The organism is Bartonella sp. W8122, from assembly GCF_016102485.1.
GTDB classification, from domain to species: Bacteria; Pseudomonadota; Alphaproteobacteria; order Rhizobiales; family Rhizobiaceae; genus Bartonella; species Bartonella apihabitans.
This window is the reverse complement of record NZ_JACFOO010000001.1, coordinates 1,454,664-1,468,951: the sequence shown is the minus strand read 5'-3', so window position 1 is coordinate 1,468,951 and position 14,288 is coordinate 1,454,664. Positions and strand designations below refer to the sequence as shown.

The following is a 14,288-nucleotide window of genomic DNA, read 5'->3' as shown; positions in this document are numbered from 1 at the left end:
CTTGAAAACCTCTTAAAAGTTGATTGCAGCATAGAAGATGGCAAAAAAGCCATCAATAACAATGACAACGAAAATCGATTTAACAACCGAACTTGTCACCCGTTGCCCTAGTGACTCGGCGCTTCCTCCAACCTTCATCCCTTCGACAGATGCGATAATACCAATGATCAATGCCATAAAAGGCGCTTTGATAAGTCCTGCAAAATAGGTTGTCGTATAAACAGCATCATTCAAACGCGTTATAAAAGCCTCATATGAAATATTCGAATAGAGATTGGCAACCACGCCAGCACCCACCAGCGCAGCGAGATCGGAAATAACGGTCAGAAGTGGCAAAATAATTGCCAAAGCCACAAGACGCGGAAAAATCAGGACACCAATCGGATTTAGTCCCATAACTTTCAGTGCGTCCGTCTCTTCACGCATTTTCATGGATCCTATTTCGGCAGTAATCGCACTTCCGGAACGTCCGGCAATCATAATGGCTGTCAAAAGAACACCGAGCTCGCGAAAAACCAGAATCCCGACGAGATCGACGACAAAGATTTCAGCTCCGAAAAGACGTAACTGGAACGCCCCTTGTTGAGCGATAATAGCACCAACAATAAAAGACATAAGAACGATGATAGGAACAGCACCAACACCCATTCGATCTATTTGCGTCACCACAGCTGGAAGACTTACGCCGGATCCACGACCTTTTTTCATTTGCGAGCCACGAATTGTCGCTCCCAAAATATCCATAGCGAGTAAAAAATCGTGATAACTGTTGATCACCCTTTCACCCAGTGTCGAAAAAAAGCGGATATAGGCCGGCAGTTTCGGCTCGTTGAGCGTGTCATCTTTATTTGAAAAACTCTTCCCCACTGTAATAAGCAGCGAATGCCAGGATTGTTTTGTACCGGTAAGTTCGACAGCAATGTTGCGTTTTTTGAGTTTTACATAAAGCCGCTCGAGGACCCAGGCTCCGGCAGTGTCAAGAGATTGCAGTCCCGAAGCATCCAGAACCGCTTTTTGGCAATCAACATTTTCCAGCTCACGTAAATCGTCGTCAATAAGATAGACAGTGTGGGTCGTCCAATAGCCATGGCACAAGACAGACAAAACACCATCGCGGAGCTCATGTTCCACAATTGCCGGTTTTTTCTCTGCCTTTTCCTTCGCGTTTATGCGATCAGTCATTCAACCCGTCCATTACCCCGTTGAAATGTCGATTCCTCTCAATACAATTTTAAGTATCATTCAGAAAGATTAATGTGCCATTAACTATAAAAATTTTGATTATAACACATTCGTGTAAGGAAGGAGCTTTCGTGGATCATGACAGGTGCGTGTCCTTAGACTATAGTTGAAAAAGATGAAACGAAAGCATAACATTCGTCTAAAAAGACGAGATGAGTATTGAATTTCATCTCTTTATCAAGTTTTTTCTGAATGAAAGTATAATATGGATTTGGGTATAAGCGGGCGGAAAGCAATCATATGTGCTTCAAGCAAAGGACTCGGAAAAGCATGTGCAATAGCTTTAGCAAATGAAGGATGCGACGTTATAATCAATGGCCGACATGCGGATAGTCTTCATAAAGCAGCACAAGAAATCAAAGCACTTACCCAGAAAACCGTGATAGAGGTCGTTGGCGACGTTTCAACATCCGAGGGGCAGCATTTATTGCTAGAACAATGCCCTGAACCGGATATTCTCGTTACCAATAATCACGGCCCGCAATTTCGTGATTTCAGAGAGCTCGACCGCAATAAAATTGTCGATGGCGTCATTCAGAATATGATAACGCCAATCGAACTTATCAAAGCAGTGATTGACAAAATGGTCCAAAAAAAATTCGGCCGCATTGTCAATATAACGTCTACATCCGTCTACGCTCCGATAGCAGGACTTGATCTGTCATCGGGTGCACGGGCCGGCCTCACATCGTTTCTCGCAGGCATTGCCCGAACGGTTGTTTGCGATAACGTAACAATTAACAATCTTTTGCCCGGTCCATTTCTGACTGACCGGCTAAAACAAAGCTTTGATGCCGCTTCCGGTGAGACCGGAATATCCGTTGACACGATCATGAAAGAAAGACAATCACAAAATCCGGCAAAACGATTTGGCAATCCCGAAGAATTCGGACAGGCTTGCGCTTTTTTATGCTCGGAAAAATCCGGTTTTATAACCGGGCAAAATTTAATCATTGATGGCGGCTCTTATTTGAGCGCCTTTTGAAGTTTGGAAGAGCAATATGGTACAGAAAAACAAATCTCCTCGTCAGAAAGAACTCGAAGAAGCTGCACTTTTTTATCACCGTTATCCGAACCCCGGAAAACTCGAAATACATCCGACAACTCCGCTTGGAAACCAGCGCGATCTTGCACTTGCCTATTCTCCAGGCGTTGCTGCTCCTTGCGAGGCAATCCACGACGACCCCAAAACGGCTGCGGAATACACCTCGCGAGCAAACCTCGTTGCGGTTGTTTCGAATGGTACTGCGGTTCTCGGTCTTGGAAATATTGGCCCGCTTGCGGCCAAACCGGTTATGGAAGGAAAGGCCGTCCTCTTTAAAAAATTCGCGAATATCGACGTTTTCGACATCGAAATAAAAGCAAGTGACATTCCTCATATTGTCGAAACCGTCGCTGCCTTGGAGCCGACATTTGGCGGCATCAATCTTGAAGATATCAAAGCACCTGAATGTTTCGAAGTCGAAGAACAGCTCAGGGCACGGATGAATATTCCGGTATTTCATGACGACCAGCATGGGACAGCCATTATCGTTGGTGCAGCTGTTATCAATGGCCTCGAACTTGCTCACAAAAAAATCGAGGATGTAAAAATTGTCGCTTCCGGAGCGGGTGCGGCAGCCCTCGCCTGCCTCAATCTTTTGGTCCGACTCGGTGCAAAGAAAGAGAATATCTGGGTCAGCGACCTTGAAGGTGTCGTCTATGAAGGACGCGAAGCGCTGATGGATCGCTGGAAAAGTGTCTACGCGCAAAAGACAGATGCCCGCAAACTCGATGACATCATTGATAATGCCGATATATTCCTTGGGGTTTCGGCAGGAAATGTCCTGAAGCCGGAAATGGTCGCCAAAATGGCCAAGACGCCACTCATTCTGGCTCTTGCCAATCCGACGCCGGAAATTATGCCCGAGGATGCCAGAAAAGTGCGTCCCGATGCGATGATTTGCACCGGTCGTTCCGATTATCCCAATCAGGTTAATAATGTTCTTTGTTTTCCGTATATTTTCCGTGGCGCACTTGATGTCGGAGCAACGGCAATCAACGAGGAGATGAAAGCAGCAGCTGTTTACGCTATTGCTGCACTGGCCAAGGAAGAACCTTCCGATGTTGCTGCCCGCGCCTATTCGGGTGAAGCTCTCAGCTTTGGACCAAATTACCTCATTCCCTCCCCTTTTGATCCACGGCTTATTTTGCGCATTGCACCGGCCGTTGCAAAAGCGGCAATGGAATCAGGCGTGGCGACACGACCGATCAAAGATATGAACGCTTATCTTGATCGATTGAACCGGTTTGTTTTCCGTTCCGGACTTATCATGAAACCGGTGTTTGCCGCCGCAAAAATTGCTGAACGTAAACGCGTTATATATGCAGACGGTGAAGATGAAAGAGTTTTGCGTGCAGCTCAAATAGTTCTCGAAGACCAGACAGCCACACCAATTCTGATTGGCAGACCGGACGTGGTCGAGACCAGACTGAAACGTTTCGGTTTGAGAATTCGTCCGGGTAAGGATTTCGAACTCATCAATCCGCAAAATGACCCCCGTTATCGTGATTATGTCGATCTGTTTCTTCATTATACCGGCCGGCGTGGTGTAACACCGGAAGCCGCAAAAACAATCGTTCGGACGTCAACAACAGCAATTGCAGCTCTTGCTGTTATGCGTAACGAGGCCGATGCCATGATCTGCGGGCTTGGTGGCCGGTTCGGAAGGAATCTTCAACTTGTCGATCAAATCATAGGTCTCGGAAATAATGTCGGTCAGTTTTCGGCTTTGAGCCTGTTGATATCACAGCGTGGAACACTCTTCCTCACAGATACTTATGTAAACACCGATCCAAGTGCAGAACAGATAGTGGAAATGGCAGCACTTGCCGCCGAAGAAGTTCGTGGTTTCGGTATCGAGCCCAAAGTTGCGCTTCTTTCTCATTCGAACTTCGGCTCTAAAGATACCGAATCCGCCAGAAAGATGCGCAAAGCTTCCGAGCTTCTTGCCGAGCGTTATCCCGAGCTTGAATCAGATGGTGAAATGCATGGAGATGCGGCTCTTTCACAAATTTTACGTGATCGCGTTTTCCCCGGATCGCGTTTAAAAGGAGAAGCAAATCTGCTTGTGTTCCCTAATCTTGATGCTGCCAATATCACTCTTAATGTTGTAAAAAATCTGACAGATGCATTACATGTCGGTCCTATATTGTTGGGTACAGCAAGACCCGCTCATATTTTAACACCATCCGTTACCTCTCGTGGTGTCGTCAATATGACAGCTCTTGCCGTCCTTGAAGCCAATACGAAAGGGAATCAAAAACAACTCAATAAGGGATAAAGTCGTAAAATTTGCTTTCCATTTTACTTTTTGACTGTTATTCCGCCTCTATCTCCATAAAAAAGCCGAAATAGAAACGGCTTTATAGTGGAAGAGGCGGAATATTGTTTCCGGGAAGCAATAAGAAATGTTAATTCTGCTTTAAGTCTTTTTTTTAATTGAGAAAGACGCTAGATAGAATCGCTGAAAGGCTGCTCGACGGCCGTAACTAGTAAAAGGAATTGCACATTGTCCTCTACGTTTGACAAAGTTGCCGATATCATCGCTGAAACAAGCGAGATCGATCGCAATACAATCACACCGGAAAGCCATACGATTGACGATCTCGGTATTGATAGTCTGGACTTTCTGGATATTGTTTTTGCCATAGACAAAGCTTTCGGTATCAAAATACCGCTAGAGCAATGGACACAGGAAGTTAATGAAGGCAAAGTAGGAACAGATGAATATTTTGTTTTGAAAAATCTTTGCGCAAAAATTGACGAACTTGTTGCAGCCAAAAACGCCGGATAATCCTGTATAATGCAAAAGAACCATTCTGTTGTCATCACCGGTATAGGTTTAATCAGTTCTTTGGGGGAAGGTGTTGAAAAACATTGGGAGATGCTGAACGCGTCTTCCCTCTCCCCGCGAATTGATAGTGAAAGCTTTTCGCCTTATACCGTTCACGCTCTCGGGGAAGTTGACTGGAGCCAACAAATTCCCAAGCGGAGTGATCAAAGACAGATGGAAACCTGGCAAAGATTGGGTACATATGCGGCCGGTCTTGCCTTGGACGATGCGGGTGTCAAAGGTGATCTTTCAATCACTTCAACCATGGATATGATCGTTGGTGCCGGTGGTGGCGAGCGTGATGTCAATGTTGATGTCGAGATACTCAACAAAGGTCGCACAACAACAGATCGTGGTGTGATGCTCAATGCAACTCTGTCAACCGAGTTGCGTCCAACTCTTTTTCTTGCACAGCTTTCAAATCTATTGGCAGGCAATATTTCGATCGTTCACAAGGTTATAGGCTCCTCACGCAGCTTTATGGGTGAAGAAGGAAGTGGCCTTGCTGCCTTGATGGTTGCAATTGCGCGTATCAGATCAGGCCAAAGCACTCATGCCCTTGTTGGCGGCTCATATAATGCCCAGCACTATGATATGTTGTTGGGGCAAGAATTGGGGCAATTGTTGAAGCGGGATGGTTGGTCGCCTGTATGGCAGCGTGAGAATTGTCTGGGTGGCGGTCTCGTAACCGGATCCGGCGGTGTTTTTCTTGTACTGGAAAGTGCCGAATATGCAAAAAAACGAGGTGCCAATATCTATGCAGTCATTTCGGATTTCGTAGCCGATCAAACCAATCGTAAGAAGATACCGATTGAGAAAACACTGGATACAATTCTGGAACGTGTCAAAGGAAACGCTCTTCTCGGACAAAACGATCTCATCGTATCAGGCGCTTCCGGCGTTAAAGGCATAACCGGAGCCGAGAAGACATTATGGGACAAGAACAAGCTTGCCTATCGAGGTATCTCGACTTTGTTCGGCCATTGGCGTGAAGCGCAATTTCCTCTTGCGCTGGCTCTCGGCGCCATGGCTATGAAGCAAAAACAAAGCTTCAAAGCATTAAGTGATGATGAACAACCATTCGATGGCAACCTTGAGAGCGTTATCGTTTCTACCGTTGGCGCAACAAGAGCCGAAGGCATGGCAAGACTTATAGCTGGCTAAAGGATTCGTAATGGACAAATATACCGATCATCTAGGGCGGCCAGTTGTCGCAATTACCGGAGCTGGTGTCATCAGTTCTTTAGGTCAGGGAAAAGATAAAAACTGGGAAAAGCTTGTCAATGGTGTCAGCGGCATTCACAGGATTACGCGCTTTCCGGTTGAAGGTTTGACCACACAAATAGCGGGCACGGTAGATTTTCTTGAAGAAAGTCACATTGGTGCTTCGGCTTTGTCGGAAAAACTGGCGACAGTTGCCGCAAGCGAAGCAATTGAGGAAGCGGGACTTGATGAAACTGCTTTTAACGGGCCACTCTTTTTAGCTGCTCCTCCGGTAGAACTTGATTGGAAGTCGCGTTTTGCTCTTGACGATGAAGTTAATCGCGAAAAAAATCCGTCCTATCAGGCATTTTTGGAAATATGCGCTAAAACCCCTCATCAAGCTTTCTTCGAGACTACACAATTCGGCTATATCGCCGAACGTTTGAAAGATCATTTTGGAACAACCGGCCTTCCTGTTACTTTGTCTACCGCCTGCGCCTCCGGCGCAACGGCAATACAACTTGGCGTGGAAGCGATAAGACGCGGCGAAACCGATCGTGCATTGACAATTGGTACAGATGGTTCGGTTTCGGCAGAAGCTCTGATAAGGTTTTCTTTGTTATCCGCTCTTTCAACGCAAAACCAGATACCCGAGAAAGCCTCGAAACCTTTCAGCAAAGGCCGTGATGGCTTCGTAATGGCTGAAGGGTCAGGCGCACTCGTTATGGAATCGCTTGAAAGTGCATTAAAGCGCGGAGCAAAAGTTCTGGGTATTCTTGCCGGTTGCGGAGAAACAGCCGACGACTTTCACCGCACGAGGTCAAAACCTGATGCATCGCCTGCAACCGGTTCGATGCGCAAAGCATTGGAAGATGCAGGCATCGGCATTGATGACGTTGATTATATCAACGCTCATGGGACTTCCACACCGGAAAACGAAAAGATGGAATATCTGGCCTTGTCAAATGTCTTCGGCGAACGTGTTCATGATGTTCCGGTGTCGTCCAACAAATCTATGATTGGCCATACACTGACTGCAGCCGGTGCGATAGAGGCCGTTTTTTCACTATTAACTATCAGAACCGGTATTATGCCGCCAACCATCAATTATGATGACCCTGATCCGGCAATTCCACTTGATGTAGTGCCTAACAAGTGCCGGAAGGGTAATGTGACCTCTGTTCTTTCCAATTCTTTCGGATTTGGCGGACAGAATGAAAGTCTTGTCATCAGAGCTTATAACGGGTAACTCACCTTTTAGCGGCATTCTCTGGCACATTATTTTTAAGAAGGAATAGTCATGCGCGCATTGCAATTGCTTGACGACAAACGTCTTGAATTAACAGAAATAGCGCCTCCTCCGGCTCCCGGCAATGGTGAAGTTACTGTTCAGATAAAAGCTGTAGCGCTTAACCATATCGATGTTTGGGGATGGCGTGGTATGGCTTTTGCAAAGCGCAAATTACCGCTCACAATCGGAGCGGAAGCTTCTGGCGTTGTCCAGTCGATTGGTTCGGGTGTTGGTAACCTTCAGGTGGGACAAATTGTATCCATTTATGGAGCAAGAACCTGTGGACTTTGCAAAAACTGTCGTGAAGGACGGGATAATCTTTGTACACATGTCAGCGGTGTTCACGGCTTTCATATTGACGGTTTTGCCTGCGAGGCTGTGAATTTGCCTGCCCGATTGCTGGTACCGGCACCGCTTGATTGTGATGAAATTGATGCCGCTGTCGCTCCAATCACTTTCGGAACTGTCGAACATATGCTGTTCGATAATGCAAAACTTCAGCCCGGCGAGACAATTCTCATACATGCCGGTGGATCAGGCATCGGTTCGGCTGCAATACAATTGGCAAAGCGTATGGGCTGCACGGTTTATACAACAGTCGGCTCTGACGGCAAAATCGAAAAAGCGAAAGCTCTCGGTGCCGATGTCGTCATCAACTATCGGAACGATCGGTTTGAACATGTTGTAAGAAAGCTGACCAAGAAAAAAGGCGTCGACGTCGTTTTTGAACATGTCGGTGCTGATACCTGGGCCGGTTCGATGCTGTCTTTGAAACGCGGCGGACGCCTCGTTACGTGTGGTTCGACATCAGGTGTTTCTACATCAATGAACCTTATGCAACTCTTCCAACAGCAATTGAAAATTTTCGGTTCTTTCGGCTGCCGAATGGAAAATATGGCGAATGCCATGCAAAAAATGGCAGAAGGCATTGTTCATCCGGTTGTTGATACCATTGTCGATTTTGGAGACATTGAAAAAGCATTGAAACGGATGGAAAGCCGCGATGTGTTTGGTAAAATCATCCTGAAAATCAGTTGATGCAAAAATTGCGTTCAAAACTCATTCTTTTTCGTATCCGGACGAAATTGAAAGACTGGTGGGACTGGTCGTGGGCACATTTCGTCGCCGGATTGATGGCGCTTATTCGCTATCTTCCGGCAAAAGCAGGAATCGGCTTTTTTGCTTGGTTTGCCCGAACTGTTGGGCCCCTACTCCCACGTCACCAGATTGCGCTCGACAATTTGCGTCAGGCCTATCCGGAAAAAGATCCCGAATGGATCCGTAAAACCGCTCTTGAAATGTGGGAAAATATGGGGCGCTTATTTGCGGAATATGTATTCCTTGATAAAATTTTCGACTTTGATCCGAATGCCAAAAAGCCCGGTCTGGTTGAAGTCGATGGAATTGATATCTTTGTCCGGCTCCGAGACGAGAAAAAACCGCACATTTTCTTTACAGCCCACACCGGTAATTTTGAACTTTTACCCATTTGTGCTGCAACATTCGATCTCAATGTAACGGCACTTTTTCGCCCGCCGAATAATCCCTATATCGCAAAACGGGTTTTGAAGGCCCGGCGCACTGCTATGGGGCATCTTGTACCCTCCAAAGCCGGTGCTGCTTGGGCGCTTGCAGGCAAATTGGCAGAAGGTGAAGATGTCGGCATGCTGGTCGATCAAAAGTTCCGCCGTGGTATAAAGGGAACTTTTTTTGGTAGACCTGTCAGAACCAACCCTTTATTGATCAAGCTTGCCCGCCAATATAACTGTGATGTCTACCCTGCCCGCTCTATCCGCTTACCGGGTGGACGTTACCGGCTGGAACTTTATGAACGCATGGATTTGCCAAAAGATAAGGACGGCAATATTGATGAGGTTGCAGCCGCCCAAAAGCTGAATGACACTGTTGAAACATGGGTGCGCGAATATCCTGGTCAGTGGATGTGGTTCCATAAACGCTGGGACGATTAGTATCTCTTATAACGTTCCCCGAAAAACGGATTTCCCATTTGTTGCACCCGCTGGATATCTATTCGGCATTGCGGATTATCATGATAACGCATAACTCCACATTAGGCTTCCAACACAATAATGACGGCAATATTGACAAAGTCATGGGTTCACGAAAGCGACGCTCCAGCGAGAAGCAAGCTATGTGATTATCAGTAAAATAGCGGCATTTTGATAGATATTGACTTCCGATCGCTTTCTCAACCATTGGGAAGCTCGTAAGTTAAAAAGCACAAAGCTCTAAAAGATGAGTGCTTTGAAGATAACATCAATAGGCTTTTAAAGCTTTTGTACGAGCAACAGTTTCCGGCTATTTGCCAAACTTCCCGAGGACGAAATAGCAAACGAGATATTATTCCCTTTCAGGCTTTATCGCGACTGAAAAAGAGAGTGGGTCCGGGGGCGTTTGTTAGAGACCAAATTCAATGAACGGTTCTATCGCTTTGACGAGGCAAATTCCGATTTTTTTAATATCAAAACTTGCGTCCGCACACGGCTGTCAAATTTATATGCTTTTGCACCGTTCTTTAATTGAAGCTCTCCTTAATAGAGGAGACAAACCTAAATAGCCCGATACACCCCCTCGTTTTTCGGCAGATAATCCCACAAATTCGAAGAGAAAAAATGACGATATTTTCTGTCTCTCGGCACGAACGTTAAGACAAAGCGAAATATCGCATCATCAGCCGTTCTTTATCGTTAGCTGGGAAGCCGCCTTAATCTGCAACTGCAACCATAACATCGGATGATTTTATAACAGCAGCAGCAGGTTCACCGACTTTTAGCTGAAGATCATCAACCGCTTCATTGGTAATGGAGGCTGTTACCACTACACCACCAATATCAATCTGGACATGGGCTGTTGTCGCACCTTTTTTAATGGCGACAATTTTACCTTTAAGAATATTACGCGCACTGATTTTCATTCCTCAATTTCCTTTCCGGCTAAGGTTTATTTATAACCATCTGGGTTCTTGACCTGAAAATTCCACATATCCGCGCACATTTTTTCCAAATCTTTTTCGGCTCGCCAATGAAGTTTATCAAATGCCGTCGACGGATTGGCGAAAAATTCCCCAATATCGCCGGGGCGTCTTGGCCCGACTTCATATTTTATTTTCTTGTTCGATATATGTTCAAATGCCTTTATGACATCCATCACGCTATAACCGCGACCGCGTCCGAGATTGATAACATCGCAACCAGGATGTTCCAGGGTCTTCAAGGCTCGTAAATGCCCCTCGGCCAAGTCACTCACATGAATATAATCACGCACTCCGGTTCCGTCTTCGGTGTCATAATCATTCCCCCATATCATGACTTTATCGCGTTTTCCCGAGGCAACCTGAGCTATGATAGGCATAAGATTATTAGGAATACCCTTGGGATCTTCCCCTATCAGTCCGCTCTCGTCTGCCCCAACGGGATTGAAATAGCGAAGAATGGAGAATGCCCAACTCGGGTCGCTTGCGTAAAAATCGCGTAGCATATTCTCTACCGTCAGTTTCGTGCGCCCATAGACACTCACCGGATTGAGCGGATGTTTTTCATCATAGGGTAAATATTTCGGAGGACCATAAACAGTGGCTGTTGATGAAAAGACCAGTTTTTTCACACCGGTCGACTTCATAGCTTGCAGCAAACGCAAACTTCCAACCACATTGCAATCATAATAAAGATCCGGTTTTTTTTCGGATTCGGCAACAGATTTCAAGCCGGCAAAATGGATGACCGCATCGCATTTATGATGTTCCAAAACATATTCGACAAAACTACGATCACGTACATCACCTGACTCGTTCGTCGGTGCACGTCCTGTGAGCTTCTCAATTCTGCGTAATACTTCCGGATGACTATTGCCAAAATTATCAAGAATAATAACACGATAGCCGGCATTCATAAGTGCCACACAACAATGCGAACCTATGTAACCCGCGCCGCCAGTTACCAAAATATTCATAATGCAACCTATAGACCACAAGACATGTGACTTTTATGAAAGAATTCTTTATCACTGACAAGCCGTTGAATGGAATAAATTATTGCATTTTTTTAATATCAGAAAGATTTTTCATCATGGAACCATCAAACAATATTGACCGTCTGATCGAAATTATGAAAGCCCTGAGAGATCCTGAAACAGGTTGTCCTTGGGACCAGAAACAGGATTTCAAATCCATAATCCCTTATACTGTTGAAGAAGTTTACGAAGTAGCCGATGCAATTGAACGAAATGATAAATATGATCTTTGTGAGGAGCTTGGAGATTTGCTCTTGCAAGTTGTATATTATGCCCAAATGGCCGAAGAAGAAGGCAGTTTCAACTTTGGTGATGTTGTCTATGCTATAACAAAAAAGATGATACGTCGGCATCCCCATGTTTTCGGGTCTCCTGAACAGAGAAAGAAGGGACTTATAAAGGGTGAATGGGAGCGCATAAAGAAAGAAGAAAAAGCAGAAAGGAGCGAGAAGCGAAAATCGGCAAACCTTCCCGACGATACTCCAAAAGGCTATCTCGCAAGCGTAAAATCTGCCCAGCCATTGGAAAAGGAAGCTATTGCGTTACAACAGAGAGCTGCCGAAGTCGGATTTGACTGGACAGACCCCGCCCCTATTTTTGCAAAAATAGACGAGGAAGTAAATGAACTCAAAGACGCTCTTCAATCCAAAAATAAAAAAGACATAGAAGATGAATTCGGCGATGTTTATTTTACGCTTCTCAATCTTGCAAGACGACTTGGCGTTTCGCCACGAACTACGTTAAAAAACGCAAATCAGAAATTCCGCTACCGTTTCAACTTTATTGAAAACGAGCTCAACAAAACTAATAAAAGCCTGAATGATGCCTCTCTAGACGAGATGGAAAAACTCTGGAACGAAGCCAAAGTTGAAAGCCGTCGAAAACAGCCAAATCCCCAATAAACAAAATTCGCAGTAAACGAAATCCCCAGAAAGCAAAATCCCGAGTAACTAAGACTGAACGTTTGTTCTCTGATGATGCGAAAGTTTTAATGGTATCAAATTTTGTGAATAACTGCGAAACGCAATAAAACCCTCCCTATCGCGCGATCAAATCGCGATCAGGTTAGCACAATTGATTTCGTAGTTCTTGTTACTTCTGTGCAACAGCCAAATCAGCCTGGGTCGCAGGACGAATTTCAACGGACATTCCACAACCACAAGCAGACGTCTGATTGGGGTTATTAAAAACAAATCCGGTATGTAAAGTCGTTTTTTCAAAATCGATCTGTGTGCCCAGCAGGAACAGAGTAGCTTCACGAGATACAAAAACGCGTGCACCGTCATCTTCTGCAATATCGGCATTCTTGACAAGGTTTTTTGCGAGGTCGACAGTATATTCCATACCCGCGCATCCACCTTTTTTTACGCCCACAACGATTCCACATGCATCGTTATTTGCCATTATGTCACGAATACGCTCTTTGGCAGCATCTGTCATTGTGATTACTGAAAATCCGGCCATAGATTGCTTGTTCCTTTTAAATTCCGATTGCTAATCTGGTGTTTCAATCGTCTCGCGTCAAGATTTAATCGCGATTTTCAAAAAATCGGGCTCAATCTTTGAATACCAATACGAAAATTTTGGTGCTAATATTCGTCTAACGAAAAATTCTATGAATGAAATTTGATCAAGTTGATGCGTCGTCTTATTATTTTTTGTCTGATAATTTTTAGCATTTTGACACTTGCTCCGGCCTCTTACGCTGCTGATGTCGAGAATGGAAAGATCGTTTTCAAACGTTGTGCCGCCTGCCATAATGCAGATAAGCCCGACAATCGGATCGGTCCAACCTTACAAGGCATTATCGGACGGAAAGCCGGCACACTTCAGGGCTACCGCTATTCTCCTGCTATGGTCAATGCCGGTCAAAATGGCCTTATCTGGAATAGAGAGACACTCATAACCTATCTTCATAACCCGCAAGGGTTGGTAAAAGGAACGCGCATGGCGTCCATTCGCCTGAATAATGATTCGGATATTGATGACCTCATTGCGTATCTGAATTCGGTCTTGCCTGTTCCCGATAAAAAATAAACTATATCCACGTTAAAAATCGGAATTTTGTCGGCTGGCCTATGCTTATTCTGCAAGTGTCGGCATTTGTTGTTTTCGATATAACGCTAGAATTTTTATAATGATAAAAAATCAAATCAATTGGCTTTAGCTTCGAGAAAAAACAGCAGGTTAAGCAATTGTCGGGTTCAAGCATTTTTGAACATAGATTTTACACAGAAACCGAAATCGATCTTTTTTGGGAACACTCCTCCTGAAAACATTTAAATGCCGGTGGAACACAATGATGATCCCATAAGGTCAATAATCGAGGCTACAATAATTTATAGAAATCCGGAGAGAAACATAATTCGGGTTCCCGTCAAATCTGCACAAAACAACGAAATTGAAAAGCGTTTTAGCAATTTTGATCTTTTTTAAGAATTTTTCACTTGCCTTTATAACGCTAGTATTTTAGGCCTTCTTCACGGTTCGGAGCGTAGCGCAGTCCGGTAGCGCACTTGACTGGGGGTCAAGGGGTCGTGGGTTCGAATCCCGCCGCTCCGACCATTCTTCTTTCAATATCTTGATCTTTGTTTTCAGCGACCGGATGTTTTCCGGTTCATCACTGCAAAATGGTGATGTGGGCGCAA

At 45.1% G+C, this 14,288-nt stretch carries 13 protein-coding genes and 1 tRNA gene; 10 read left to right on the top strand and 4 right to left on the bottom strand.

All coding sequences use genetic code 11. The features are described from left to right. Positions 1-12 precede the first annotated feature (12 nt). The gene (locus tag H3S83_RS06485; protein ID WP_198239216.1) at positions 13-1,182 is read right to left on the bottom strand and encodes an ABC transporter permease; all 1,170 of its coding nucleotides are present in this window, start codon (positions 1,180-1,182) and stop codon (positions 13-15) included. Between the two features lie 265 nt (positions 1,183-1,447). Here H3S83_RS06485 and H3S83_RS06480 point away from each other — a divergent pair, with 265 nt between their 5' ends. From H3S83_RS06480 to H3S83_RS06450, 7 genes are all read left to right on the top strand, one after another. After that, a complete protein-coding gene (locus H3S83_RS06480) occupies positions 1,448-2,227 on the top strand; it encodes an SDR family oxidoreductase (RefSeq protein WP_077971284.1) in 780 nt (259 codons plus the stop codon). 16 nt (positions 2,228-2,243) lie between these two features. After that, the gene (locus tag H3S83_RS06475; protein WP_198239215.1) at positions 2,244-4,565 is read left to right on the top strand and encodes an NADP-dependent malic enzyme; all 2,322 of its coding nucleotides are present in this window, start codon (positions 2,244-2,246) and stop codon (positions 4,563-4,565) included. Positions 4,566-4,793: 228 nt separating this feature from the next. Further along, the gene (locus H3S83_RS06470; RefSeq protein WP_077971280.1) at positions 4,794-5,078 is read left to right on the top strand and encodes an acyl carrier protein; all 285 of its coding nucleotides are present in this window, start codon (positions 4,794-4,796) and stop codon (positions 5,076-5,078) included. Between the two features lie 9 nt (positions 5,079-5,087). Then, positions 5,088-6,281, top strand: coding sequence for a beta-ketoacyl-ACP synthase (locus H3S83_RS06465; RefSeq protein ID WP_198239214.1), 1,194 nt, complete (start codon positions 5,088-5,090; stop codon positions 6,279-6,281). A gap of 10 nt (positions 6,282-6,291) precedes the next feature. Beyond that, a complete protein-coding gene (locus H3S83_RS06460; protein WP_198224743.1) occupies positions 6,292-7,569 on the top strand; it encodes a beta-ketoacyl-ACP synthase in 1,278 nt (425 codons plus the stop codon). 51 nt (positions 7,570-7,620) lie between these two features. Continuing rightward, positions 7,621-8,649 (top strand): zinc-binding dehydrogenase, encoded by a 1,029-nt coding sequence (locus H3S83_RS06455; protein WP_078039447.1) that lies wholly within the window; start codon positions 7,621-7,623, stop codon positions 8,647-8,649. After that, positions 8,649-9,581, top strand: a complete 933-nt coding sequence (locus H3S83_RS06450; protein ID WP_370541339.1) for a lipid A biosynthesis lauroyl acyltransferase — start codon at positions 8,649-8,651, stop codon at positions 9,579-9,581. The genes H3S83_RS06455 and H3S83_RS06450 overlap by 1 nt, the downstream gene beginning before the upstream one ends. Before the next feature lie 755 nt (positions 9,582-10,336). Here H3S83_RS06450 and H3S83_RS06445 read toward each other — a convergent pair. Both H3S83_RS06445 and galE read right to left on the bottom strand, forming a co-directional pair. Further along, positions 10,337-10,546: a molybdopterin-binding protein gene (locus H3S83_RS06445; RefSeq protein WP_078039445.1), complete on the bottom strand. Its 210-nt coding sequence runs from the start codon at positions 10,544-10,546 to the stop codon at positions 10,337-10,339. Between the two features lie 26 nt (positions 10,547-10,572). Continuing rightward, positions 10,573-11,580, bottom strand: coding sequence for a UDP-glucose 4-epimerase GalE (gene galE / locus H3S83_RS06440; RefSeq protein WP_077971267.1), 1,008 nt, complete (start codon positions 11,578-11,580; stop codon positions 10,573-10,575). 116 nt (positions 11,581-11,696) lie between these two features. Between galE and mazG the strand changes: the two genes are divergently transcribed. Next, on the top strand, positions 11,697-12,542 hold the full coding sequence (gene mazG / locus H3S83_RS06435; RefSeq protein WP_198239212.1) for a nucleoside triphosphate pyrophosphohydrolase: 846 nt from the start codon (positions 11,697-11,699) through the stop codon (positions 12,540-12,542). A gap of 190 nt (positions 12,543-12,732) precedes the next feature. On the opposite strand, the gene H3S83_RS06430 is transcribed toward mazG, so the two are convergent. Next, positions 12,733-13,104 (bottom strand): iron-sulfur cluster assembly accessory protein, encoded by a 372-nt coding sequence (locus H3S83_RS06430; protein WP_198239211.1) that lies wholly within the window; start codon positions 13,102-13,104, stop codon positions 12,733-12,735. A 174-nt stretch (positions 13,105-13,278) separates the two neighbouring features. Between H3S83_RS06430 and H3S83_RS06425 the strand changes: the two genes are divergently transcribed. Both H3S83_RS06425 and H3S83_RS06420 read left to right on the top strand, forming a co-directional pair. Continuing rightward, the gene (locus tag H3S83_RS06425; RefSeq protein WP_198239210.1) at positions 13,279-13,677 is read left to right on the top strand and encodes a cytochrome c family protein; all 399 of its coding nucleotides are present in this window, start codon (positions 13,279-13,281) and stop codon (positions 13,675-13,677) included. Between the two features lie 451 nt (positions 13,678-14,128). Further along, positions 14,129-14,205, top strand: a tRNA-Pro gene (locus tag H3S83_RS06420). Positions 14,206-14,288 lie beyond the last annotated feature (83 nt).

What these genes read in the sequence shown, in the direction of transcription:
- H3S83_RS06485 (WP_198239216.1), bottom strand. Translation starts at nt 1,182, where the DNA reads ATGACTGATCGCATAAACGCGAAGGAAAAGGCAGAGAAAAAACCGGCA.
- H3S83_RS06480 (WP_077971284.1), top strand. Translation starts at nt 1,448, where the DNA reads ATGGATTTGGGTATAAGCGGGCGGAAAGCAATCATATGTGCTTCAAGC.
- H3S83_RS06475 (WP_198239215.1), top strand. Translation starts at nt 2,244, where the DNA reads ATGGTACAGAAAAACAAATCTCCTCGTCAGAAAGAACTCGAAGAAGCT.
- H3S83_RS06465 (WP_198239214.1), top strand. Translation starts at nt 5,088, where the DNA reads ATGCAAAAGAACCATTCTGTTGTCATCACCGGTATAGGTTTAATCAGT.
- H3S83_RS06460 (WP_198224743.1), top strand. Translation starts at nt 6,292, where the DNA reads ATGGACAAATATACCGATCATCTAGGGCGGCCAGTTGTCGCAATTACC.
- H3S83_RS06455 (WP_078039447.1), top strand. Translation starts at nt 7,621, where the DNA reads ATGCGCGCATTGCAATTGCTTGACGACAAACGTCTTGAATTAACAGAA.
- H3S83_RS06450 (WP_370541339.1), top strand. Translation starts at nt 8,649, where the DNA reads ATGCAAAAATTGCGTTCAAAACTCATTCTTTTTCGTATCCGGACGAAA.
- H3S83_RS06445 (WP_078039445.1), bottom strand. Translation starts at nt 10,546, where the DNA reads ATGAAAATCAGTGCGCGTAATATTCTTAAAGGTAAAATTGTCGCCATT.
- galE (WP_077971267.1), bottom strand. Translation starts at nt 11,580, where the DNA reads ATGAATATTTTGGTAACTGGCGGCGCGGGTTACATAGGTTCGCATTGT.
- mazG (WP_198239212.1), top strand. Translation starts at nt 11,697, where the DNA reads ATGGAACCATCAAACAATATTGACCGTCTGATCGAAATTATGAAAGCC.
- H3S83_RS06430 (WP_198239211.1), bottom strand. Translation starts at nt 13,104, where the DNA reads ATGGCCGGATTTTCAGTAATCACAATGACAGATGCTGCCAAAGAGCGT.
- H3S83_RS06425 (WP_198239210.1), top strand. Translation starts at nt 13,279, where the DNA reads ATGCGTCGTCTTATTATTTTTTGTCTGATAATTTTTAGCATTTTGACA.